General features: G+C 63.8%; 24 protein-coding genes and 1 tRNA gene. 11 read left to right on the top strand and 14 right to left on the bottom strand.

Annotated elements, in window-relative coordinates:
* Positions 1-3 precede the first annotated feature (3 nt).
* Together DDF70_RS01455 and DDF70_RS01450 are read left to right on the top strand one after the other, a co-directional pair.
* Positions 4-354, top strand: coding sequence for a hypothetical protein (locus DDF70_RS01455; RefSeq protein WP_114943074.1), 351 nt, complete (start codon positions 4-6; stop codon positions 352-354).
* A gap of 54 nt (positions 355-408) precedes the next feature.
* Positions 409-987 carry a c-type cytochrome gene (locus tag DDF70_RS01450; RefSeq protein ID WP_245435322.1) on the top strand — a complete coding sequence of 193 codons (579 nt, stop codon included), beginning with the start codon at positions 409-411 and terminating at the stop codon, positions 985-987.
* Positions 988-1008: 21 nt separating this feature from the next.
* On the opposite strand, the gene DDF70_RS01445 is transcribed toward DDF70_RS01450, so the two are convergent.
* From DDF70_RS01445 to DDF70_RS01410, 8 genes are all read right to left on the bottom strand, one after another.
* The gene (locus tag DDF70_RS01445) at positions 1009-1866 is read right to left on the bottom strand and encodes a c-type cytochrome (RefSeq protein ID WP_114943073.1); all 858 of its coding nucleotides are present in this window, start codon (positions 1864-1866) and stop codon (positions 1009-1011) included.
* A 161-nt stretch (positions 1867-2027) separates the two neighbouring features.
* Complete coding sequence (locus DDF70_RS01440; RefSeq protein WP_245435321.1) at positions 2028-2435, bottom strand: translation initiation factor 2; 408 nt, start codon at positions 2433-2435, stop codon at positions 2028-2030.
* 84 nt (positions 2436-2519) lie between these two features.
* On the bottom strand, positions 2520-3413 hold the full coding sequence (locus DDF70_RS01435) for a carbohydrate kinase family protein (RefSeq protein ID WP_114943072.1): 894 nt from the start codon (positions 3411-3413) through the stop codon (positions 2520-2522).
* Positions 3410-4480 carry an ABC transporter ATP-binding protein gene (locus DDF70_RS01430; protein WP_114943071.1) on the bottom strand — a complete coding sequence of 357 codons (1071 nt, stop codon included), beginning with the start codon at positions 4478-4480 and terminating at the stop codon, positions 3410-3412. Before DDF70_RS01430 ends, DDF70_RS01435 begins: the two co-directional genes overlap by 4 nt.
* Positions 4480-5988 (bottom strand): argininosuccinate lyase, encoded by a 1509-nt coding sequence (gene argH, locus DDF70_RS01425; RefSeq protein WP_114943070.1) that lies wholly within the window; start codon positions 5986-5988, stop codon positions 4480-4482. Before argH ends, DDF70_RS01430 begins: the two co-directional genes overlap by 1 nt.
* Before the next feature lie 5 nt (positions 5989-5993).
* Positions 5994-6848 (bottom strand): carbohydrate ABC transporter permease, encoded by an 855-nt coding sequence (locus DDF70_RS01420; protein ID WP_114943069.1) that lies wholly within the window; start codon positions 6846-6848, stop codon positions 5994-5996.
* Positions 6848-7774, bottom strand: a complete 927-nt coding sequence (locus DDF70_RS01415; RefSeq protein WP_114943068.1) for a carbohydrate ABC transporter permease — start codon at positions 7772-7774, stop codon at positions 6848-6850. The genes DDF70_RS01420 and DDF70_RS01415 overlap by 1 nt, the downstream gene beginning before the upstream one ends.
* A 26-nt stretch (positions 7775-7800) precedes the next feature.
* Positions 7801-9054, bottom strand: a complete 1254-nt coding sequence (locus DDF70_RS01410) for a sugar ABC transporter substrate-binding protein (RefSeq protein WP_114943067.1) — start codon at positions 9052-9054, stop codon at positions 7801-7803.
* Positions 9055-9225: 171 nt separating this feature from the next.
* Here DDF70_RS01410 and DDF70_RS01405 point away from each other — a divergent pair, with 171 nt between their 5' ends.
* The 5 genes from DDF70_RS01405 to DDF70_RS36335 all read left to right on the top strand — a co-directional run bounded on the left by DDF70_RS01405 (position 9226) and on the right by DDF70_RS36335 (position 15285).
* Positions 9226-10479 (top strand): ROK family transcriptional regulator, encoded by a 1254-nt coding sequence (locus DDF70_RS01405; RefSeq protein ID WP_114943066.1) that lies wholly within the window; start codon positions 9226-9228, stop codon positions 10477-10479.
* Positions 10469-12868, top strand: a complete 2400-nt coding sequence (locus tag DDF70_RS01400) for a PIG-L family deacetylase (protein ID WP_114943065.1) — start codon at positions 10469-10471, stop codon at positions 12866-12868. The genes DDF70_RS01405 and DDF70_RS01400 overlap by 11 nt, the downstream gene beginning before the upstream one ends.
* A 3-nt stretch (positions 12869-12871) precedes the next feature.
* Complete coding sequence (locus DDF70_RS01395) at positions 12872-13771, top strand: DMT family transporter (RefSeq protein WP_114943064.1); 900 nt, start codon at positions 12872-12874, stop codon at positions 13769-13771.
* A 471-nt stretch (positions 13772-14242) separates the two neighbouring features.
* Positions 14243-14557 (top strand): hypothetical protein, encoded by a 315-nt coding sequence (locus DDF70_RS36340; RefSeq protein ID WP_162820178.1) that lies wholly within the window; start codon positions 14243-14245, stop codon positions 14555-14557.
* 128 nt (positions 14558-14685) lie between these two features.
* Positions 14686-15285 (top strand): M15 family metallopeptidase, encoded by a 600-nt coding sequence (locus DDF70_RS36335; protein WP_162820177.1) that lies wholly within the window; start codon positions 14686-14688, stop codon positions 15283-15285.
* A gap of 9 nt (positions 15286-15294) precedes the next feature.
* Here DDF70_RS36335 and DDF70_RS01385 read toward each other — a convergent pair whose 3' ends face one another.
* Entirely contained in the window at positions 15295-15792 is a 498-nt protein-coding gene (locus DDF70_RS01385; RefSeq protein ID WP_114943281.1) for a DedA family protein, read from the bottom strand.
* Between the two features lie 183 nt (positions 15793-15975).
* Between DDF70_RS01385 and DDF70_RS01380 the strand changes: the two genes are divergently transcribed.
* A complete protein-coding gene (locus DDF70_RS01380; RefSeq protein WP_162003246.1) occupies positions 15976-16545 on the top strand; it encodes an HNH endonuclease in 570 nt (189 codons plus the stop codon).
* A gap of 15 nt (positions 16546-16560) precedes the next feature.
* Here DDF70_RS01380 and DDF70_RS01375 read toward each other — a convergent pair whose 3' ends face one another.
* Genes DDF70_RS01375 through DDF70_RS01365 form a run of 3 tightly spaced genes read right to left on the bottom strand, consistent with a single transcriptional unit; the run spans position 16561 to position 18767 of the window.
* A complete protein-coding gene (locus DDF70_RS01375) occupies positions 16561-17643 on the bottom strand; it encodes a D-TA family PLP-dependent enzyme (RefSeq protein WP_114943062.1) in 1083 nt (360 codons plus the stop codon).
* 29 nt (positions 17644-17672) lie between these two features.
* Positions 17673-18173, bottom strand: coding sequence for a disulfide bond formation protein B (locus DDF70_RS01370; protein ID WP_114943061.1), 501 nt, complete (start codon positions 18171-18173; stop codon positions 17673-17675).
* A gap of 12 nt (positions 18174-18185) precedes the next feature.
* Positions 18186-18767, bottom strand: coding sequence for a YqaA family protein (locus DDF70_RS01365; RefSeq protein ID WP_114943060.1), 582 nt, complete (start codon positions 18765-18767; stop codon positions 18186-18188).
* Between the two features lie 155 nt (positions 18768-18922).
* Between DDF70_RS01365 and DDF70_RS01360 the strand changes: the two genes are divergently transcribed.
* A tRNA-Leu gene (locus DDF70_RS01360) sits at positions 18923-19007 on the top strand.
* Positions 19008-19700: 693 nt separating this feature from the next.
* Positions 19701-19979, top strand: a complete 279-nt coding sequence (locus DDF70_RS01350; RefSeq protein ID WP_114943058.1) for a hypothetical protein — start codon at positions 19701-19703, stop codon at positions 19977-19979.
* Between the two features lie 337 nt (positions 19980-20316).
* Here the strand turns inward: DDF70_RS01350 and DDF70_RS01345 are convergent, their stop codons facing one another.
* The gene (locus DDF70_RS01345; RefSeq protein ID WP_162820176.1) at positions 20317-20550 is read right to left on the bottom strand and encodes a hypothetical protein; all 234 of its coding nucleotides are present in this window, start codon (positions 20548-20550) and stop codon (positions 20317-20319) included.
* Between the two features lie 113 nt (positions 20551-20663).
* Here DDF70_RS01345 and DDF70_RS36330 point away from each other — a divergent pair, with 113 nt between their 5' ends.
* Positions 20664-21056, top strand: a complete 393-nt coding sequence (locus tag DDF70_RS36330) for a hypothetical protein (protein ID WP_162820175.1) — start codon at positions 20664-20666, stop codon at positions 21054-21056.
* A 144-nt stretch (positions 21057-21200) separates the two neighbouring features.
* Here DDF70_RS36330 and DDF70_RS36325 read toward each other — a convergent pair whose 3' ends face one another.
* Entirely contained in the window at positions 21201-21890 is a 690-nt protein-coding gene (locus DDF70_RS36325; protein ID WP_162820174.1) for a DUF1236 domain-containing protein, read from the bottom strand.
* Between the last annotated feature and the right edge of the window lie 50 nt (positions 21891-21940).

The following is a 21940-nucleotide window of genomic DNA, read 5'->3' as shown; positions in this document are numbered from 1 at the left end:
ATCATGACGGCATGGCTGTCCAGAGGCGTTCCATCGGCCGGCATCTATATCGGACCGCTCGCGTGGATCATCAACACGCAGTTCGGCTACGCGGCCGTGCCATGGGTCTGTGCGCATCAGGTGCCGCTCATTCCCGTCTTCGCCCTCGCCATGGCGATTCTGAGCCTGTTCGGCGGCTTCCTGTCATGGCGCGGCTACGCCGCCGCTGCAGTGACGCCTCGGACGGATACGACGGGAGCGGGCCGCCCGCATCGCTTCGTGGCGCTCATCGGAGTGTCCATGGCACTTCTGTTTACCGTCATCATTCTCCTGCACGGCGTTGCCGGGCTCGTCTTTCAGGGATGCGAGCGATGAAAGCCCCGGCGAATCCCTTTGCACGTCCTTGGCAACAGAGGGAGAGACACGCTCATGCGGCGCGCTAGGCCTCTGGCGTTGCTGGCCATCCCGGTCGCCATCCGGCTGGCAGGAATCGTGCTCAGCGTCCGTCGCATGGGTTCCGCGTCGTACTCCGGGGAGGGGCAACATACTCCCGTCGGCCCCGAGGCGCGTCCGCACCGCATGCGAATGGACAGGCGAACCCGCTCCCTGCTCCTCTGGGGCTCGTGTGCCCTCATCCTGCTTCTGCTGATCGGAGGCGGCGTCTATGCGGGATATCGGGTGAAATCCGACCGCAATGCCCGCGCCCGCGCCATGGCGCTCACCGGTGGCGATCCGGATCTCGGGCTTCGCCTCACGCAGCGTTATGGCTGCGCCGGCTGCCACGTCATTCCGGGTGTTTCGGGCGCTCAAGGTAGAGTCGGCCCGACCCTCCAGGCCTATGCGGCGCGGATCTATGTCGGCGGCGTTGTTCCGAACTCGCCCGACAACCTCATCCGGTGGATCGAGAACCCACGCTCCATCGATCCTCGTTCGGCCATGCCCGTCACGGGCATCTCGCGGGACGAGGCGCGGCACGTCGCAGCCTATCTCTATACGTTGCGGCCATAAGGTTGTGCGAAATTCATCCCGTCAGCGCAGCGCGTAGAGATAAGTCGCGATATCGCGGGCATCGTTCTCCGAGACGCCCAGATTGGGCATGGCGGAGAGCGGGTCGACCTGCTGCGGATCGCGCAGCCATTTGATCATGTGGTCCGGCGTGTTCCGCAGGACGCCTGCGATGTAGACCTGACCCGCAATGCCGGCCAGCGGCGGGCCCACATGCGCATCGGGTCCCCTGATCCCGGGAATGACATGGCAGGTCTCACACGCGTATTGAAGGATCGCCACGCGGCCCCGCTGCGCCGCATCCTTCGGCTCCCAAGGAGCCTCAGGCTTGCGCGGCTTGGGCTGTTCCTCGCTCTCGCCCGCCGGTTGCTCCCGTCGCGCCCGGTATTCGGCCGGCGTCATGGACAGGGAGTTTTTCACGAACGCAGTGAGGGCCCAGCGCTCGCTCTCGGTCAGGCGAAACTTCCATGCGGGCATTCCGGTCAGCTTGATTCCGTTCGAGATGGCCCAGTGGATCTCCGGCGCCGACAGGTCTCGCCCCATCTGGGCGAAGTTGGGCGGTGCCGGCATCATGCCGAGGCCGATGGCGTCCGGCGGAAGGCCGGGCGCGCCATGGCATTGCCTGCAATGCTGGTCGTACAGCGGAAGGCCGGCCGCCGCGACGCTCGCGTCCGACAGGTCGGCCGGTGGCGTCTCTCCGATGATACGGGCCCGGATCGACTGACGCCGCGCCGTCGTGAGGGCCCAGTAAACAGGGGCTATGTGCTGCTTGGTGGCGGCGATGTCGTAGATGCCGGAAGAGATGTAGGCCAGCACGCCGCCCGCCGCCAACATCAGGATAAGGGCTCCCCAGAAGATCAGGCGAGGAAGAGAACGTGGCATCGAACTTTACCTACCGACCTTTCCGAAACGCCGCCTGCTTCAGGCAAGCGATGCCTGAGAGCTGCGCATGGATCGACGCTCGTGGCGTCCCCGCAGAGCGGAGCGGGCGTACAAGCATGATACGCGGTCAACCAGCTTGGCAGTGCTAAGTTCCGCTCCGGTCAGCGGCCTCTGGCCCGGCCGAGCGGCACGAGTTCGATGTGGGCCGGATTGGGCGTATGATCGAGCATGGCGCCGTTCGCGGCATCCAGCACCAGACCAACCGAGCCGCCGGGAAGCACCGCGTTGCCGATCACGCCGGGAGCCGCCTTGTCCGTGAGAATGGACTTTACCTCTAGTGAGCCGGGCTGGTACCCGCGAGCCTCGGCATAGGCCGTGAACTCCGCCTTTCGGTCGACCTTCACCACGCAGGGTGACCGGGGGCAGCTATGCCCCAGGGACGTGCGGATCCGGGCGGAGGCCGGGCTGGCGCTGATGGTCACCTCCTCCATGGTCCCCCGCGTCACCGTATTGCAGGCCGTCAGGGAGAGAAGGCTGCCGATTGCGCAACTGAGAATTCGCATCCGCATGGATTGTCCTTGCCGCAGGGAGGGGCACGATAGCCCGGTCCCGACAGCAGATAGCGCATACGGCTCAGCCTGCCAGACTGTGTCTTACGATCGGCGCGGGGCTCCACCCGGAGATTGGACGGAGAGGGCGCCGGCCTTGATGCCCGCCTCCAGGCTTCCTTCGACCTCGGCCGTGCCAAGCCAGGAATGCAGGAAGCCCGCATTGAAAGCGTCGCCCGCTCCCGTTGTATCGATCACGGTGACGGGCAGCGCCTCTGCCGAAACCCGGGTAGAGCCTTGGCGTGCCACGGCGCCGTGTTCGCCGCGCTTCAGCACGACCAGGGGAAAATGCTTCTGCAGAACGGAAAGGATCGCATCGGTCGATGTTTCACCGGTGAGCGCTTCTCCCTCCTCGACATTCGGGAGGAAGACATCGACGCCGGCGCAGGTCTCGAAGAACCCGACATCCTGACGGATGAGCTGGTCGTCCCAGCTCGGATCGAGTGAGACTGTCAGGCCGCGCTCTTTCGCCATGGCGATCACATTGGGATTGTCCTTCAGGGTGGCGAATTCAGCGATGTGGAGATGGGCGATGCCGGGGGATGCGAGCGCCTTCTCCAGGGAGGCCGGCCGGGAGGTTCCGGCGCGCCGGGACACGAAAGCCCGCTCGCCGTCTTTCACCAGGGCTACGGTCGGCTGGGGACCGGCGTCACGGGACCGCTCGATGAACGCCAGGTCGATTCCGCTTCCTTCGAGTTCCGGATCGAGGCTTCGCGAGAGTGGATCCGTTCCAAGGCGCGTGAGCAGGGCCGACGGACGCCCGAGAGAGGCAAGATGGGCCGCCGTGATGTAGGCACCGCCGCCTGCGACGACCGTCACGTCCTGCGCGAAGCGTTCGCGTCCGAGCACCGGCATGTCGTGCAGGCCCGTGAAGATGATGTCGCAATAGATCCGGCCAAGACACAGGACCTTGGTTTGCTCAGAGGCTCTTCCGGTCATTGGGCGGCCAGTGCCTTCTCGGTCGCCTTGTCGAAGTAGTAAAGCCTCTCGGTCGGAGCATGAAGCGTCAGCTGCTCGCCGATCTTCGGGATCTGGCGTCCCGGCGCGGAGCCGATGATAGTCTGGTTTCCTTTCTCGATGTGGACGAGGGTCTCGGAGCCCAGGGTTTCCACGACCACGACAGTGCCCGATACGGCGAGGCCCGGCACGCCGAATGTTGCGGGTGTCAGGTCCTGCGGGCGAACGCCGACCAGGATCTCGGGCGATGTCGCCGAGACGGACGGAACTTTGACGGAGCCCCCCACCGACAGGTTCGCGTGACCTTCCTTCAGCGTGGCCGGAAGCAGGTTCATCGTCGGGCTGCCGATGAAGCGCGCCGTGAACACGTCGACGGGCTTTTCGTACAGTTCGAGAGGCGAGCCCACCTGCAGGATCCTGCCGTCGCGCATGACGACGATCCTGTCCGCCATGGTCATGGCTTCCACCTGATCGTGGGTCACGAAGACGGATGTGGTGCCGAGCCGGTGATGCAGCCGCTTGATTTCGATGCGCATCTGGGTGCGCAGCTGAGCATCGAGGTTCGACAGAGGTTCGTCGAACAGGAATGCCGCTGGATCCCGGACCATGGCCCGCCCGATGGCGACGCGCTGGCGCTGGCCGCCCGACAGCGCCGACGGACGGCGCTCCAGCAGATGCGAGAGGCCGAGGGTCTGAGCAACCTGTTCCACCCGCGCGCGCTTCTCGCTCTTCGAGAGCTTCGAGCGGTAGAGACCGAAGGCGATGTTGTCGGCAACGGTCACATGCGGATAGATGGCGTAGTTCTGGAACACCATGGCGATGTTCCGGTCCTTCGGCTGGAGGTCGTTGACGACGCGCCCGTCGATCCTGATCTCGCCGCCGCTGATCTCCTCGAGGCCCGCGATCATCCGCAGCGTCGTGGACTTGCCGCATCCGGAAGGTCCGACCAGCACGACGAATTCCCCGTCCTGAATCGCGAGGTCGATGCCGTGGACGACGGCCGTCTGCCCGTATCTCTTGACGAGGCGATCGATTTCGATGGTCGCCATCAGCGGGCTCCAAGAAGTGCGTTGAAACGGGATTGAAGGTCCTGGGCGGCGGCGTGGGCGCGGCTCTTCGCGTCCTGCATCCGTGTGCGGAAGCCTGCGATTTCCTGATTGTATCCGGCAATCGCCTGAGCCAGCGCACTCGGTGCGGGTCCCCCGAACCGGTCGCGCACCGCAACGAAGTTTTCCGCCGAGACGATTTCGGCGAACCGGTCCGGCTCGACGCTCGTCTCGCGGCCAGCGCAACGCTGGAAGGCTTTGCGGAAGGCCTCGTATCCGTCGGCCGCGATGTCTCCGCCGATGGCAACGACCGCGCGGGCGACTTCAGCCGCGATCTCATGCGCCTCGCGGAAGGACAGCCCTTCCAGGCGCACGAGGCTGTCGGCGAGTTCCGTCACGGTGATGCAGCTGCGGCGGATGTTCTGGCGAACTCGTTCGGCGTCGATCCGCAGCGATGGAACCAGCGCGGCGAGGAGGTCGAGGACACGTCCGCCGCTCTCGAAAGCGCCGTAGCCGAAGCCCTGGCTCTCGCCTTCGCTGTCGTTCATGTCGGTGAACGGCGTGTTGTGCATGATCGTGAGCATCGCCTGCGCCCGGCCGACGGTCTGGGACGAGAGGTGGCGCATGTGCTCGATCGGCACGGGATTGCGCTTCTGCGGCATGATCGACGAGATCTGCACGAAGGCGTTGGGAACGTAGACCTGCCCGACCTCGAAGCTCGTCCAGAACTGCAGATCCTGGATGAAGCGGCCGAGATGCAGGAAGATCAGCTCGATGGCCGAATAGGTGGACGTGATGTAGTCGATGGACGCGATGCAGCCATAGGAGTTCTGCAGAGGGCGGCTGAAGCCGAGCAGATGGGCCATCAGCTCGCGGTCGATGGGGAATCCGCTCGTGGTGATGGCGGCGGCACCCATCGGGCTCCGGTCGACGATGTCCCGGGCCGCCTCCAAGCGCGCGATGTCGCGCAGCAGGGTCTCGAGAACGGCGGACAGGTAATGGCCGAACACAGTCGGCTGCGCCGGCTGCCCGTGAGTGTAGGCAACGATCAGCGTCTTGCTCTCCCGTTCCGCCACGGATGCGAGAGTCTCGGCCAGATGCACCAGGCGGTCCAGCAGCGGGTCGATGCGGTGCTTGAGGCCGATCTTGAACAGGGTGTGGTCGATGTCGTTGCGCGAGCGCGCCGTGTGCAGGCGCCCGGCGAGGTCGGGCCCGAGGCGGGCGCGAAGCTGCTTCTCGATGAGGAAGAAGAAGTCCTCGACCTCGCCCGTATAGGTCAGGGTGCTCACATCGACATCACGGTCGATGTCCTCAAGGGCCTGGGCAATGGGACGTGCCTGCTCGATCGTCAGGATCCCGGTCTCGTGGAGCATGACGAGATGCGCCCGGTCGATGAGACGGAAGCCCTCGACGTGATGATCCTTCGCGCCGTCGAACAGGGGACGCAGAACCGTCTCCTTGTAGACCGGATCCGGGAAGGTGGACGTGTCGTTGAAGGTGCCTGCATTCATCGGCTTCAGCCTTTAAGTCCGGCCAGCATCACGCCTCGGACGATGTAGCGTTGGAGGAACAGGAAGATGACCAGGGTGGGAAGGGTCGCGATGCTCGCGCCCGTCATGATCTTTTCCCACTGGATGGATTGCTCGACGGCGAAACTGGAGAGCCCGACCGGCAGCGTGTAGAGCTCCGCGCTCGTGGTCACGATGAGAGGCCAGAAGAAGGCGGTCCAGTTGCCGAGGAAGGTGAAAATCGCGAGTGCCGACAGGGCAGGGGTCACGAGCGGCATGGCGATCTTCCACCAGATCGTGAATTCGTTCAGGCCGTCGATCCGCGCCGCTTCCAGGAAATCGTCCGGCACGCCCTCGAAGAACTGCTTCATCAGGAAGGTGCCGAAGGCGGTCATCATGCCCGGGAACATGATGCCCCAATAGCTGTCCAGCCATCCGAACTGGCTTGCCATGAGGTACCAGGGCAGCACCAGCATCTCGGTCGGGATCATCAGCGTGGACAGGATGGCGATGAAAACGATGTACCGGCCCCGGAACCGGAACTTGGCGAGCGTGTAGCCGACGAGGCTGTCGAAGAACACGTTCGAGAGCGTGACGATCACGGCCACGATCATCGAATTGACGAACCAGCGCGTGAAGCGCCCGTCGCCCAGGATCTCGACGTAGTTGTCGAGGGTCGGCGCGGCTGGAACGACGCGCAGGTCGTAGACCTGCGAGGCGTCCTTGAGGGATGTCGAGAGCATGAAGAGGAGGGGCGTCACCATGATGACGCCGCCGATGAACAGGAGCGTCCAGGCGACGATCCGGCCGGGCCTGATCCGGGGCATGGGCAGAGACCCGTGGGACGATGCGGCTTGGGTCATCAGCGGTCTCTCATGATGCGCAGTTGAACGAGGGAGATCACGAGCAGGATCAGGAACAGAACGACCGTTTGTGCCGCCGCGTATCCCATCTCGTAGGAGCTGAAGGCCGTCTGGTAGATCATCAGCACGAGCGGCTTGGTCGAGTTCAGCGGGCCGCCGGGATCGTTCGTGTTGATGTTGTAGACCTGATCGAAGATGCGCAGGAAGCCGATGGACGAGAACACCACCAGGAAGACCAGCGTCGGCTTCAGCAGGGGAATCGTGATCTTGCGCAGGATCGCCCCTTCCGACAGTCCGTCGATGCGCGCGGCTTCGTAATAGGTCACGGGAATGGCGCGCAACCCGGCGAGGAAGATGATGATCTGGAAGCCGAGGCCCGCCCAGATGGCCGGCGCGAGAACGGCAGGAAGCGCTTGCGTGGTGGAGCGCAGGAACGGCTGCTGCGGAATGCCGAAGCTCGCGAGAACGTCGTTGATCACCCCGATGGGGACAGGCTGGTAGAACCAGCGCCAGACCCATGCCATCGCGGCGGCCGTCGTGAGAAAGGGCAGGAAATACAAGGCACGGATGAACGAGTGCATGAACCGCACCCGGTCGAGGTAATAGGCCACGACGAAGGAGATCAGGAGGCTGATCGGCGTGCCGATGATCAGGTACAGGAAGGTGTTGCGGAACACCTGCCAGAAGAGCGGGTCCGCGAGGAGCCTCTTGTAGTTCTCAAGGCCTACGAAGGAGGCGGGCCGCGTGATGCTCCAGTCCGTCACTGACAGGTAGAAGGCCTGGAAGGTCGGCCAGAAACGGATGACGACGTAGAAGAGAAGGGGAACCGCGAGGAAGCCCCACGCCCATATCAGCTGCTTCTGGCCAAGGCTCATCCTCGACCAGAGGCCGCCCGGGGCGGCCTCCCGATGTGCGACGACGGACATGAAAGGTTCCTCGCGGTCTCGACGTGTCAGCGCTTGGCGCGATCGATGATCGCCTGCTCGGCTTCGGCCGCCTTGGCGAGCGAGGTCTTCGGATCCTCGTTGCCGATCAGGACGCGGTTCGCCATGTCGATGGCGACCTGCCGCTGAGCGGCCTCATCCTTGAACAGGGTCGTGTGGGCATATTCCAGGCCCTTGAGGAACGGACCATAGACCGGATGCGCGATGTTCTCCGGCGTGAGGGCCGCAGCCCGGCGCGCCGGCAGTTCACCGACGACGTCCATCCAGATCTTCATGGCTTCCGGCGAGGAGACGTATTTCAGGAACTTCTCGGCCGCCGCGAGCTTCTCGCCTTCCGCCTTCGTGGTGATCGCGTTGGCGAAATAGCTGGCATAGTTGCTGCGCACGCCCTGAGCGTTGGCGGGAAGCTCGGTCACGCCCCACTCGAAGCCCTTGATCGTGTTGAATGATCCGAGGCGGAACGTGCCGTCGATGGTCATGGCCGCGAGACCCGCGCGGAAGGCCGCCTGGCCTTCGTCCATGAAGCCGGCTTGGCCGACCTTATGCTTCTTCTGCAGGTCGGTATAGAAGGTGAGCGCCTTCAGGCCTGCCTCGTCGTTATAGGCGACCTTGGTGTCGCTGTCCGTGTAGGGAACGCCGCCGAACTGACGGATCAGGACTTCGCGCCACCATTGGTGATCCTGCCCGCCCATGTCGAGCGTCATGCCAGCGGAGACGATGTTGCCGCTGCCGTCGCGCTTGGTGGTCTTCTCGGCTGCGGCGACGAGCTCATCGAGGTTCTTGGGCGGGTTGTTGGGATCGAGGCCTGCATCCTTGAAGGCCTTCTTGTTGTAGAAGAGCGCCAGGGAACGCACGGCGGTCGGCAGGCCGTAATAATCGTTGCCGCGCTTCATGGCGCTCACGATCGGGAAGAAATCGCGTTCGATGTCCGCCGCCGGAAAAGCCTCTGCCCGCAGGGGCTGGATCATCTTGCCGGAGATGAAGTTGTCCGTCCAACCGTAGAAGAGCTGCACCACGTCGGGGCCCTGGCCGGCAAGGATCGCGGCGGCGACCTTCGTCTGGTAGTCGGCATAGGGGAAGGTGGTCTGCTTGACCTTGATGTCGGGATTGGCTTCCTGGAACTTCGTGATCAGCTGGGTCATCGCCTTGACCCGCGTGTCGAAGACATATTGCCAGTATTCGATCTCCACGGCCTTCGCGCCGGTGGCGGCCAGGGTGATAGCGCCTAAGGCGACGCTCGCGAGCATGTGACGAAAACGCATATCCCTCTCCATTTTTGCCGGCGCGAGGCGCCGACATCTCTCTGGTGTGGCGGCCTTCGGAAGGGCCGTTCCAAGCCCAAGGCTCTTCTAGAGTCATCCACCTGTCAATAAGATAATTCACTTGAGTTATTCATTGCTCCGGTTCATCGTTTGTCTCACGGAGTGGTGGAGATGCCGAGAAAAGCCAAAGCCGGGACGCCGTCGACGATCGGAAGCAATCCGGAGCGGAACCGCTCCCACAACCGGCGGGTGGTGCTCGATGTGGTGCGCCAACTGGGGCCGGTCGGGCGGATGGAAATTTCGCGCCACGCGCATCTGAGCACCCAGGCGGTCTCGAACATCGTCGAGGATCTCGTCGCCGACGGGCTGCTGATCAGGACCGGACGCCTCAGGGCCGGGCGCGGCCTGCCGCCAATCCAGTTTGCCGTCAACCCGAACGGCGGGATGACCGCCGGGATCGAGATCGCGGCCGACCACATCTCGACGCTCCTGGTGGATATCGGCGGCCGCATCCGCGCCCAGCGGAGCGTGCCGCTTCCGCAGAACGATCCCGAGACCGTGCTTCCCGTCATCAAGGCCGAGATCGAGGCAGCGCAGGCGCAGCTGGACCCTCCCGTTCCGCAGCTCCTGGGCGTCGGAGTCGTGATGCCGGGTCCCTTCAACGTCGAGGGCATGACGTCCGTCGGGCCGACGACTTTGTCCGGATGGTTGGACTTCGATGCGGTCGCTCGCATCGGCGGCATGCTGGGCGCACCCGTGACCCTGGAGAACGACGCCACCGCGGCCGCCGTCGGCGAGCGTCTTCACGGCGTCGCCAGGAACCTGAAGAACTTCTGCCTGATCTATTTCGGGCAGGGCCTCGGCTTAGGCATCATGATCGACGGTCGACCTTATCGCGGGGCCAACGGCAACGCGGGCGAGATCGGGCATGTGCTGGTGGCGAAGGGCGGACGTCTCTGCTCGTGCGGGCAGCATGGCTGCCTCGAGGCCTATGCCTCCTTCCATTCCCTCGCGCAGCAACTGGCAGCGGCCGGAATCCATGAAATCGACTACGCGGACCTCGAACGTCTCCACCGCGAGAAGCATCCTGTCGTTCTGAAGTGGATCGACGAAGCCGCCGGGTATCTGGCTCCCCAGGTGGCGATGCTCGAAAACCTTTTCGATCCGGAAGCCATCGTGCTCGGCGGCGTGCTCCCGCCCGGCCTGCTGGAGGACCTCGTCCAGGCCATGCAGCCGCTTCCCTTGTCCGTCGCTCGGCGCAGGAACCGGAGCGAGGCCCGCCTGATTCACGGGCGGACCGGCGGCCTGACGGCGGCGCTGGGCGCCGCCGCATTGCCCCTCCTGGAGACGATGACACCGCGTCTCGATACGGCCCACGCGGCCGAACGTGAACAATCGAACGAGGAGACCTCCCTTGCCGGATGACCATAGCCGTCTCGCCCGTGCCATTCATCAGCCGGCCCTCGTCCGCCTGCACCGTGCCCTGAGCCGGCTCCCGTCCGTGCTGACGGTGATGAACACGGGCGCGCATCCGGACGACGAGCACAACGGCCTGCTGGCTGCCCTGCGCTTCGCCTACGGCATGCGGATCGTGGTCGCGTGCTCGACCCGGGGCGAGGGCGGGCAGAATGCCCTCGGACCGGAGCGGGGCGGCGCCCTCGGGGTGCTCAGGACCGCCGAGATGGAGGAAAGCGCCCGCCGCATCGATGCCGACGTGGCATGGCTCGGTCATGGACCGGACGATCCGGTTCACGATTTCGGGTTCTCCAAGAACGGCGACGACACCCTTCGTCGCTGGGGCGAGGAGCGGATCGTCGAGCGGCTCGTCCGGGCCTATCGCCGGTACCGGCCCGACATCGTGATTCCCACGTTCCTCGACGTGCCCGGGCAGCATGGCCATCACCGTGCAATGACCCGCGCGGCCGAAACGGCCCTGGCCCTGGCAGCCGATCCTGCAGCCTTTCCGGACCATGCAAAACAAGGCCTCGCGCCCTGGCAGGTTTCCAAGTTCTATCTCCCGGCATGGTCGGGGGCGGGCTATGCCTATGACGACGAAGTGCCGCCGCCGCCCGCAACGCTCGGCGTTCAGATCTCCGGTGGCGATGCGGTCACGGGTTTGGCCTATCGGCAGCTCGGCGAATGGTCCCGCGCAGCGCACGCGTCTCAGGGAATGGGCGTATGGCGGGACAATCCGGTCGATCAGTGGAGCCTCCATCTGAAGCTCCGGGCCGGCGCTGCTCCGGGGCCAGAGCAGGATATTCGCGATCATCTTCCTGCAGGGCTCGGCGAGCTCGCCGCCTTGGCGGGCGTGACGGAAGCGGCCGGCTCCGCTCTGCGAGAGGCACAGGAGCGTATCGATGCCGCGGTGGCGGCCTTCCCTGATCGAAGGACTGTCAGCGAGTCCCTCGGCGCTGCGGCGCGGCTGATCGAGGACGCGAGGAAGGACATGGACCGGCCTGTCCTCGACCAAGTAGGCCATCGCCTCGACCGCAAGCTCCGGGAGATCGATGCCGCGCTCTTCGAGGCCCATGCGAAGACGGCACGGGCGATCTTCCAGGGAGCGGGCCACCCAGGAGCCGAGATGGCCCTGCATGTCGCCGTCGATGCTCCCGGCATCGCCGATCTGACGATGGCACCCCGGCTTCCCGATGGTATCAAGGCAGCAGAGGCGTCCCGTGAACCGGGGCATGTCCGCTATGCGATCACCATTCCTGAAACGGCTCCTCACACGGGCAATTATCCGGAAGCCTTCGATCCCATGGGTGGAAACGGCGCGGCCGGCATCCGAATCACCGGCACGCTGCACGACCGCTGCGTCGCGATCGATCTCGATCCCGAGGAGCCTTTCACCAACCGGCCGCAGCAATCCCTTTCCGTCGATCCGACCTTCGCGGTCCTGAGGATGAATGAACCGGCCTCCGGCATCCGGGTCAGGGCCATCGGGGCGAAGCCGACGGACTGGCAGGTGCCGCAGGGCTGGAGCGTCCGGCAACAGGAGGGCGACTGGATGATCGATCCGCCACACCGGCCGCAGCCCGGTGTCTCGCGCCTCATCCCGATCGTGGAAGGCAGGCCGGCAAGCTCGGTGCAGACCATCGCCTATCCTCACGTCCGGCCGGTCTCGTTCGTGGCTCCGGCGGAGTTCAAGGTCCTGACGCTCGACGTGGCCCTGCCGGAAGGGGCCCGCATCGGCTATGTCGGCGGCGGAAGCGACAATGTCGGCACGCATATGCGCCGCCTCGGCTTAGACGTGACGGATCTTGCCGAGGCTGATCTCAAGGACGGCGCGCTTGCGACCTTCACCACCATCGTGATCGGCATCTTCGCCTTCGGCCTGAGACGCGACCTTCAGGCCGCGACCGAACGGCTGCATCGGTTCGTGGAGGAAGGCGGCCATCTGGTGACGCTCTACCACCGTCCGACCGATGGCTGGGACCCGGATCGCACGCCGCCCCGCCGCCTTGTCATCGGCTCGCCGTCGCTCCGGTGGCGCGTGACCGATCCTGCCGCCCCGGTGAAAGTCCTGAAGCCGGACAGTCCCCTGCTGAATGCGCCGAACAGAATCGATGCGAGCGACTGGCAGGGCTGGGACAAGGAGCGGGGGCTTTATTTCGCGGCCGATTACGATCCGGCCTACGAGGAGCTTCTGTCCCTCAACGATCCGGGCGAGAACCCGCTCAAGGGGGCGCTGATATCAGGCCGCATCGGTCGAGGACGGCACACGCATGTGGCGCTCGTACTGCATCATCAGCTGGACAAGCTCGTTCCCGGTGCCTTCCGCCTCCTGGCAAACCTCGTTCAGCCCGCCTGGTAGAACATGGCAGCCGAGCCGGACAGCCGATCGGGCGCGCCTCCTGTTCCTCTCTGGATCAGCGCGGGATGGCTCCTGCTCGACATGGCCTTGGTCACGACCATGCAGGCCCTCGTCAAGGCCGAGGGCGAGACCTATCCGGCGATTCAGCTCGTCTTCCTGCGGTCGCTGGTCGGGTTCATCTCGGTGGCGCCGCTGGTATGGCATCACCGCCGGAAGCTGGCGGATCTGACGAACATCCGCGGCCACCTGACTCGTGTGGCCTTCAACTCGGCGGCGCTCACCCTCAATTTCGCGGCCTTCGCGGCGCTGCCCCTGGCGCTGGTCACGGCCATCGGGTTCACCCGGCCGCTCCTCCTGCTGGTGATGGCCGCCATGATGCTGGGTGAGCGCGTGAGCGGGATTCGTTATGCGTTCACGGCGCTCGGCTTCGTCGGCGTCGTCATCATGGTGCAGCCGGACGCGATTCCCTGGAACATGGGGCTGGTGGCGGCTTTCGGATCCGTATTCTTCGGCACCCTCGCGGTCGTGCAGACACGGCGCCTTGCCGGCGAGAACACCGTCGTCCTGATGCTCTTCTACACGGTCGGCCTGACGCTCCTGACATCCATCCCGGCCGCTCTCGTCTGGGTGCCGATTCCGTGGAGCGAGGCACCCAACATCATCCTTGTCGGCGTCCTGGCGCAGCTCGGCCAATATTGCTGGCTGCAGGCCTACCAGAAGCAGGAGGCACGCCTCCTCGCGCCCATCGGTTACCTGTCGATCCTGTTCTCGGGATTCGCGGGCTGGCTCTATTTCGGCGAGATCCCGTCCCTGTCCCTGTGCATCGGCGCCGCCATCGTGGTTCTCACCACGGTGCTGGCGACCCCTGCGGAACGCTGGCTGAAAGCCAGAAGCAGGGCCTGAGCGAAAAGCAATCGCCTGTCCAACTTCACGCATCCCGGTAACGGTCTGTTAACCTCTCAGGCGCAGCCTCTTCATGTGCCGATACGGCACGGTCGTTGTTTCCTCTGGAACTGGCCGTGAAAGGCGGCCTCCCTCGAGCGCCACAGGCAACTGGCGCTCTTTCTTTGATGAACGCTCCGTGCAACCATTGGACATGTCGGCGAAGATCGACATGGGCGTCGTGCGGCCCTCCGGGTCCGCGTCGAACGATGTACCAGCCAAGAGAGGGAGCTGCGGATCAATCCCAGAATGGGGCACATTTCACGTCCGATGCGTCTCTATAGATGAAAGATAGATGAAAGCATCGTGCGGCCCTCTCGGCCCGTACGATGCTCAAGCGTCAGTCAATCAGCATCGCGACGGTTTCGGAGCGACGGCTCGGACCGTCTCTGTGCATTTACCGAATCTCAAACGGTACAGAGGGGAATAGTCATGACTTTCCGCATCATCGCCGCCACGGCACTCCTGCTGACGGCCACAAGCGCCATGGCCGCGCCGGCGAAGCCGGCCTCGGCCGTCCTCGTCACCAATGCCCGCGAGGTCGCGGTGACCGACGTCACCGTCGAGGCCGGCGGGAAGACCGTCAGGCTCGCGAAGCCGCTCGCACCGAAGGCCAAGACCACTTTGAAGCTGCCGAAGATGTCCGGATGCACCGTCACCGTCGCAGCGACCTTCGAGGACGAATCGACCGCCGATCTTTCCGAGTTCGATGTCTGCAAGGACAAGAATGTCCGCTTCACGGATTGAGCATCGACCTGCGAAGCGCATCGTGCGGAACCGAATTTCGGCTCCGCACGATGCGCTCTTCGAGGAGCAGATGCTTCCGCGGGCGACGCCTTGATTTGGAACTATCCAGTTGCGATGGTTCCGGCACCATGATTCAGAAAGCGTCTGCCGTTTGCCTCGTTGTCTTCGGCCTTGCAGTTTGCGGTTTTAGCCCGAACGCCTCGGCGCAGTCCGAAGTCGCCGGTGATCCGCAAGGACTTCCCAACGTAACCAACTCTTCTCTCTATGGTCCGGGCGGCGTCTACGCGAAAATCCCGGCCAGGGACGATCTCGGACGAGATCAACTCGTCATGTTTCGCGCGTGGAACCCGGATCCGGTCAGGTCCCACGAGGCGAATCTCGGTGCGCTCAATCCTGCTCTCGCGAAGGTGGTCCGGAAGGCGCAGGACGATAACCCGGGCCAGCGTTTCGTGATCGGTTCCGGCAAACGCGACGGGAAGCTCCAACGGATGGCCGTGGCCTGGGGCTGGTCCCGGACGCAGGACAGCATGCACCGTTCCGGGAATGCCGTCGATTTGTGGCCGCTCGATCGGGAGGGGAGGGTGATCTTCGACCGGGCAGCCCAGAACCGGATTGCCGATGCGATGAAGAGGGCCGCCCTGGAGCTTGGCGTACCCATCCGCTGGGGAGGTCATTTCCAGAGTTTCAGGAATGCCGACCGGTCGCATTTCGAACTCGCGATTCCTTGATCGAGACGCTCAGACCAGCCGCTTGAAGGCATCCGTGAAGAAATAGGGTCCGAAGCTCCACAAACCCGCCCACAGCATGGCCCCGAGAGCATTCGCCGCGACGAAGTGAGGCCAGGGCATGCCCGCCGACCCGGCGATGAGGCCGTTGAGCTGCCGCAGCACGACGATGAAGCGTGCCGTGAGGACCATGAAGAACCCCTTGGTCTCCACCGTTTTCTCGAGCCGGGCCAAGCGGTCCGGCGTGAGCTTCACCAGATAGCCGAACCTGTTCAGGAGCGGCCGCCCCCCGAGCCGCCCGATCAGATAGCCGGTGCTGTCACCGAGCACGGCCCCGAGCCAGGCTGCCAGAAAGACATGGCCGATCACGAGATCGCCGCGGGCGGCCAGGAGGGAGGCGGCGATGAGAGCGCTCTCCCCGGGCAGGGGAACCCCGAACGATTCGAAGTAGAGAATGACGAGCAGGGCCAGAACGCCATAGGTGACGATGGCGGGCTCGATCCAGGCCAATCCTTGGTGGAGAAGGTTCATCGCAGACACCCAAGCTCCTGGGACAAAGCCCAGATTTGCCCTGCCGCACTTCCTGTGGGTGCGTCACAAACGTCTGGACCCGGATCTTCACAACAGTGTCATATTGCCTATAGTCTAATCCAACGGGAAACGACGCTTCTCTTAAGTTGAAGAGGAGGTGAGGTGACGATACACGTCCAGCCTGTTGTGCGACCGGAGGCCTGCCCGGCCCTCGTTCTCAATGCCGATTACCGGCCATTGAGTTACTACCCGCTGTCCATCTGGTGTTGGCAGGATGCGATCAAGGCGGTGTTCCTGGACAGGGTCAACATCGTGTCCGAATACGACAAGGTCGTGCGAAGTCCGACCTTCGAGATCCGTCTCCCCTCGGTCATTTCGCTCAAAACCTACGTCAAACCGTCACGTCACCCAGCCTTCACCCGCTTCAACGTCTTCCTGCGCGACCGCTTCAGCTGCCAATATTGCGGAGACCGCGAGGACCTTACCTTCGATCACGTGATCCCCCGGTCCAAGGGCGGGCAAACCACTTGGGAAAACGTCGTCGCCGCCTGCGCGCCCTGCAACCTCCGCAAAGGGGACAAGCTGCCCCGCGAGGTGGAAATGTGGCCCCGGCAGAGCCCCTTCGCCCCCACCGTCCACGATCTCCACTCCAACGGTCGCCTCTTCCCGCCGAATTATCTTCACGACAGCTGGATGGACTATCTCTACTGGGACAGCGAACTGGAGCCCTGAACCCCTTCTTCCTGCTCAGGTCAGCCGCCCACGGGCCGCGACGGGCAGTTCGCCCACGATCCTGTCTCCACGCACGGTGACCAGCCGGTCCACCATGTTCACCACGACGCAGACGTGGTTCGGCACGATGCGCACCACATCGCCGATGCTGGGACGGTCGTTACAGGCGGAGAGATCGAGAAAGCCGTGCTCCTCCGCAAAGCGGGCGATCTTGGCCTGCGGGTGCTCGAGGATGAGGCCATGGCCTTCGAGGCCGCCCGTATCGCTGGTCAGGGTCTTCGAGCCGGAATCGACAATGCCCCGCTCGGGACCGGCGCGGCTGACCACCGTCGCGTAGACGGTGAGGGCGCAATCCTCCAGCTGGGCGACGCCGGCCGCCAGCATCATCCGGTCATTGAACACGGACGTCCCGGCCCGGTGTTCGGTCACGCCCTTGATCTTGCCGAGATTGACGAGATTGGGCGTACCCCCGGACGAGACGATGCGCGGCTCGAGACCAAGCTCCCGCACACCGGCCGTGGCCGCGTCGAGGAAGGCTTGCGTTTCGGCCATTGCGTTCTCCGGCGGGTACAGCATGAAGCCGGCAAACGAGAGACCCGGGCGGGATGCGATATCCCTGGCGAGCGCGACCGCCTCCGCGACCGTCTCCACGCCCGCCCGCTTGCGGCCGGTATCGCATTCCACGACCACGTCGAGATCGCGCCCGGCGATGGCGGCCGCCTGCGGCAGGCCGGCCACGACGACCGGGTTGTCGGCCGCCACGGTGACCTTCGCGTGAGACAGCAGACGGCCGAGCCGGTTCAGCTTCTCCTCGCCCAGGATGTTGTAGGAGATCAGGATGTCGTCATGGCCGTTCCCGGCCATGATCTCGGCCTCGCCGAGCTTCTGGCAGGTGATGCCCCGCGCGCCTGCATCGCGCTGCATGGCGGCGATGACCGGGCTCTTGTGCGTCTTGATGTGCGGGCGGTTGGCGACGCCCGCCGCATCGCACAGGGCCTGGAGCCGGGCAATGTTGCGCTCCACCACGTCGAGGTCGATCACCACGGCGGGCGTCCCGAACTGCCGCGCGACTTCGTCCTTGAGAGCCTGAATGCTCATGAAATGTCTCCGACGTTACGGGTAAGGCCTCACCGGCCGATATGAAAACCCTTGCGGGCCGCGGCGATTGCCGCGAAGGCGGCCAATGCCAGGGAAATCACCACGTTCCATCCCGCCAGCGACAGGCCGAGGAAGCGCCAGGCCGCTTGCGTGCAGCTGACGACCCGGGTGTTCTGCAATTGGCTCATGAAATCGCCGACGTTGCCCGCGGCCGCGCCGGATCCGCCGCCGCAATCGCTGGGCCCGACGAAGAAGCCCCACTCGACCCCGGAATGATAGGCCCCCAGCCCTGCGCTGACGACGAAGATCAGCGCCAGGAGCCAAAGCCCGGCGCGGGCATAGCGGGGCGGCAGGAACGCGGCCACGAGGCCCAGCGGGATCGCGATGTAATAGGGATTGCGCTGGATCAGGCAGAGCTTGCACGGCACATAGCCGAAGACGTGCTCGAAGATGAGCGCTCCGCCGACAGCGGCTGCCGCCCCCAAGGCCACCGCGAGAGCGGCCTGCCGCATGGTGAGGCTGATCCGCATCGGATCCTCCCTCTAGAAAAGGTAGCGGAAGGCGACGAAGCCGCCGACGAAGGCCGCGATGGCCAGGGCCGCCACCAGGTTGAAATGGTTGTCGATGATCGATTTGATCTTGGGTCCGAACTTGCTCATCAGGAGGGCGACGATGAAGAAGCGGGCGCCGCGGGTCAGGATCGACAGCAGGATGAACCAACCCAGGTGGTAGCCCGCAAAGCCCGAGGTGATGGTCACGAGCTTATAGGGGATGGGCGTCAGGCCCTTCAGCAGGATCACCCAATGACCGTATTCGGCATAGGCGTGCCGGAACGTCTCCGCTCCCTCGGTGAGGCCGTAGAGCTGGAACAGCCACGCCCCGATCGAATCGTAGAGCCCCAACCCGATGAAGTATCCCAGGATGCCGCCCAGAACGGACGCGACAGTGCAGATCAGGGCATACGACCAGGCCTTGTCGGGCCGGGCCAGCATCATGGGGACGAGCATCACATCCGGGGGAACCGGAAAGAACGAGCTTTCCGAGAAGGACACCAGCGCCAGCGCATAGGGGGCCGAAGGTCGGGCCGCGAGGGACAGGGTCCAGTCGTAGAGGCGTCTCAGCATGGGATTCCGACAGGTTCAGATCCGGATCGGGGCCCTTTGCCCCGCGCCTCTTTGAGCACAAGGCGCCCGGAATTGCGAGGGCTAAGCCTTGCGGCTTCCCTTCACATCTCGCGCATTGACCAACCTTCGCCGCCCATGGTACGTCGCGGGTCCTTGCCCCTGTGGCGGAATTGGTAGACGCGCTCGACTCAAAATCGAGTTCCGCAAGGAGTGCTGGTTCGATCCCGGCCAGGGGCACCAAGTTCATCTTGGTTTTGCCGTTATTTCCAGTGACTTAGGGCCCATCGCACGGCGCTCATGGTGATACATGAGGTGATATGCCGTGAGTTTTCTTTTGCCCGACACTGGATTTCTGACTGTGACTGTCCGCCATTCACTCCTGAGGAATGGAGCTTAATTCTATTGCGGCGCATTCTGAAGACCTACGGCGCGATGGTGACAAGCTCCCGGAGGATCAGCACGAGAAATCAGGGTTCTCGCAGGGACTGACGAGCCACCGGAAACGTCAGGCTGCGTAAGCCCTCCCGGTCACATTGGGCTCGCCCATCTGTTCCTGTCCACGCTCTCCACAGGCTGCCCTACAGCCTATCGACGAATCCTTGGATCCCATGAGATGTTCACTCTATGTTCTTATGGAGGTTCGTCGTGGCACCCCGAAACCGAAAGCTTACAACTGAGCAAGTTCTTGAAGCTCGCCTGAGGTTTACGTCTGGAGAATGCGAATGGGGCAAGCTCTCGAAGGACTATGGCGTGAGCCGAGAAACGATCAGAAGTGCCGTTATGGGCGAGACCTTCAAGGAACTCCCTATGCCGCCCGGAAGGGCTCTGCGCGATCGACCATTCCCCTATGGCTAGGTTGCCTGTAGCCCCTCAATCGACACAAAACGGGGCAAGCATGAGGTTTTCTCAAGGAGAACCAAGCGAGGAACGATCATGCTTCCTGATCTGCAATACTTTCATTTCGGCACTCACGGAATCTATTACGGCCTCTACGGTGGCCTCGATTATTCGGCAGGCGTTGAGGACGGGAAGATCACGGGAACTTCCGCTGATCCCACTCCGGTCGATGCCTTTGATAAGCTATTCTATAACCATGACTATGACCTCCAGCAGGCCACAACGACCGAGCAACGGCTCCAAGCCCACGGGGAAGTGATCGAGGGGCTTTACGAGCTTGTGGCCGGAACATCACCGCAATGGGACATCTTCTAAAGCATCGAACGCAAAAGTGGGCACCGGTTTTGGGTGAAATGATGCGTTAAGCCAAAGCTTAAACCATCGGGCGTGAGCTCGATTTCACGTCCGATGCTCTAGCCCATCGTGCGGCCCTGAAGGTCCGGATCAATGATGCGCGCTTCCAGGAGTGGGGCATCGGACGGATCTTCAAAGTGGGTCTGCTTTCAGGTCTGATGCGCCAGTGTGATCCCCAGGGTGGCGGCCAAGGGGCATCCCGGTTCTTCAGACACCGTGAACCCGGATCTCGCGCCGCTGGCCACCCAGCTTCCGAAGAGATGACGAAATTGACCGCGCCTCTCGCGAGCCATCAGGGCTAGGGCTCGTCTTCCACGACAGGTTGATCGGTTGTGTCCTGAACCGGCTCCTCGTCCTGGCTTTTATGGACTTTCGGATGCACTTTCTCATGGGCTGGGGCATCCGTTCCGGCTCGCGTGGCTCCGATCTGCGCATTGGCCTCCGGCATCTGCTCGAGCGGCACATCATTGTCGCTCAAGTGCGCTGGTGTCGCTCCATCTTGCGGTTTTACGTCCTCAGGCTTTCTCGCCATGGGAGAACCTCCGAGCGTCACGAATGATAAGCCGACCATGCGCGTGATCCGCACAGCTGGCCATAATCTGAAGGCATCATGAAGCAAACAACCGGCGCTTGCACACGTTCCGGATGCTCCGCTTCCCGCTGCTTCTGTCGCTTTCGGGTTACCCCCTCTTCAAACTTGCAGACGACATTCCCTTTCGAACAAATGGCCGAAGCCGAAGAGAGATGCGGATTTCAAACATCGGGGCGGCGCGAACCGGCGCTATTGGGGAATTTTCGGCAGACATCGTTGATCGTCTTAAAAGCCGCGAGGAGGGGCTTGTGATGGAAGCCGAAATCGAATTCGTTGCGCGTGCGCTCTATGATTCCGAAGATGATGCGCCGGCATGGGATCGCGAGCCCGACATCATCAAGGACGAGTTCCGTCGTTATGCCCGCGTGGCGCTGGAACTGCTTGACGAACACCGCAAGCCGAAGACGCGCGGTGCGCAGACCTGCATCGTTTCCTACGCAGCGTAAGAGGCGTTTAGCACATTGCACAGAGTGACATTGGCATTCCCTAATCGCAGCGTCACACCTGATTGCCCCGGACACGCAAGGTCCGCGGCCGTGTGACCGCGGGCCTCGCTCTTTTAAGGACAGCTTTGCAGGGATGCGATCCGGTCAGCCCCGATGCTCGATCACCGTCACGATCCGCCGGGTGCGCGGTTCGACGATCACGATCTGATCCTTCACGACCACGTACTTACACTCGGGAAGGCCGGTCAGGATGCGCTCGACATTGTCCGGGCAGTCGTACAGGGTCGTTACGGAGGTCGGAATGGTCGAGCCGACGCTGACGCTGAAATTCACGTCCGTGAGCGGCTGAACATGCACGCTGCTGAACGACTGCGAGATCTGCGTGCGCTGCTCGGATGTCACGGTGACGTTCGTGGGGCTCGACGAGGATGTGCTGCCGGTCGTATGTGCGCCGCCGCCTGCCTGGCCGGTTGCACTGCCGGTCGTGCTCTTGGCGCCGTTCGTCCCACCCGACGCATTGCCGGAAGTCGTGCTGCGTGCTCCGCCAGAGGTGCCGGAGGAAGTGCTGTCCGCCGCGCTGCCGGCATTACCGGAAGGAGCGTTCGCGCCGCCGGATGCGGAACCCGATGTCGTTCCACTCGACGTACCGGATGAAGCGCCGCCCGCGCTACCGCCCGACGAACCGCCGGGCGTCATAATCGTCGAGCCGCCTGAGGTTCCACCCGCCGCACGGCCGGAAGCGCCTCCGCTCGAACCGCCGCTGGTCTGCGCCATGGCCGCCACGCTCAAGGAAAGAGCCGCCACCGCAACAGTCGCCATCAAAGTTTTACGCATCGAAGATCTCCCATGATCAGAGGGCTCAAGCGAGCCCTTCGCGATGCGTG

The organism is Microvirga calopogonii, from assembly GCF_003347665.1.
Taxonomy (GTDB): domain Bacteria; phylum Pseudomonadota; class Alphaproteobacteria; order Rhizobiales; family Beijerinckiaceae; genus Microvirga; species Microvirga calopogonii.
This window is presented reverse-complemented; position numbering and strand designations above follow the sequence as displayed.

Excerpts from the sequence above, each read along its gene's own strand:
- DDF70_RS01455 (WP_114943074.1), top strand. The coding sequence starts at position 4 with ATGACGGCATGGCTGTCCAGAGGCGTTCCATCGGCCGGCATCTATATC.
- DDF70_RS01450 (WP_245435322.1), top strand. The coding sequence starts at position 409 with ATGCGGCGCGCTAGGCCTCTGGCGTTGCTGGCCATCCCGGTCGCCATC.
- DDF70_RS01445 (WP_114943073.1), bottom strand. The coding sequence starts at position 1,866 with ATGCCACGTTCTCTTCCTCGCCTGATCTTCTGGGGAGCCCTTATCCTG.
- DDF70_RS01440 (WP_245435321.1), bottom strand. The coding sequence starts at position 2,435 with ATGCGGATGCGAATTCTCAGTTGCGCAATCGGCAGCCTTCTCTCCCTG.
- DDF70_RS01435 (WP_114943072.1), bottom strand. The coding sequence starts at position 3,413 with ATGACCGGAAGAGCCTCTGAGCAAACCAAGGTCCTGTGTCTTGGCCGG.
- DDF70_RS01430 (WP_114943071.1), bottom strand. The coding sequence starts at position 4,480 with ATGGCGACCATCGAAATCGATCGCCTCGTCAAGAGATACGGGCAGACG.
- argH (WP_114943070.1), bottom strand. The coding sequence starts at position 5,988 with ATGAATGCAGGCACCTTCAACGACACGTCCACCTTCCCGGATCCGGTC.
- DDF70_RS01420 (WP_114943069.1), bottom strand. The coding sequence starts at position 6,848 with ATGACCCAAGCCGCATCGTCCCACGGGTCTCTGCCCATGCCCCGGATC.
- DDF70_RS01415 (WP_114943068.1), bottom strand. The coding sequence starts at position 7,774 with ATGTCCGTCGTCGCACATCGGGAGGCCGCCCCGGGCGGCCTCTGGTCG.
- DDF70_RS01410 (WP_114943067.1), bottom strand. The coding sequence starts at position 9,054 with ATGCGTTTTCGTCACATGCTCGCGAGCGTCGCCTTAGGCGCTATCACC.
- DDF70_RS01405 (WP_114943066.1), top strand. The coding sequence starts at position 9,226 with ATGCCGAGAAAAGCCAAAGCCGGGACGCCGTCGACGATCGGAAGCAAT.
- DDF70_RS01395 (WP_114943064.1), top strand. The coding sequence starts at position 12,872 with ATGGCAGCCGAGCCGGACAGCCGATCGGGCGCGCCTCCTGTTCCTCTC.
- DDF70_RS36340 (WP_162820178.1), top strand. The coding sequence starts at position 14,243 with ATGACTTTCCGCATCATCGCCGCCACGGCACTCCTGCTGACGGCCACA.
- DDF70_RS36335 (WP_162820177.1), top strand. The coding sequence starts at position 14,686 with ATGATTCAGAAAGCGTCTGCCGTTTGCCTCGTTGTCTTCGGCCTTGCA.
- DDF70_RS01375 (WP_114943062.1), bottom strand. The coding sequence starts at position 17,643 with ATGAGCATTCAGGCTCTCAAGGACGAAGTCGCGCGGCAGTTCGGGACG.
- DDF70_RS01370 (WP_114943061.1), bottom strand. The coding sequence starts at position 18,173 with ATGCGGATCAGCCTCACCATGCGGCAGGCCGCTCTCGCGGTGGCCTTG.
- DDF70_RS01365 (WP_114943060.1), bottom strand. The coding sequence starts at position 18,767 with ATGCTGAGACGCCTCTACGACTGGACCCTGTCCCTCGCGGCCCGACCT.
- DDF70_RS01350 (WP_114943058.1), top strand. The coding sequence starts at position 19,701 with ATGCTTCCTGATCTGCAATACTTTCATTTCGGCACTCACGGAATCTAT.
- DDF70_RS01345 (WP_162820176.1), bottom strand. The coding sequence starts at position 20,550 with ATGGCGAGAAAGCCTGAGGACGTAAAACCGCAAGATGGAGCGACACCA.
- DDF70_RS36330 (WP_162820175.1), top strand. The coding sequence starts at position 20,664 with ATGCTCCGCTTCCCGCTGCTTCTGTCGCTTTCGGGTTACCCCCTCTTC.
- DDF70_RS36325 (WP_162820174.1), bottom strand. The coding sequence starts at position 21,890 with ATGCGTAAAACTTTGATGGCGACTGTTGCGGTGGCGGCTCTTTCCTTG.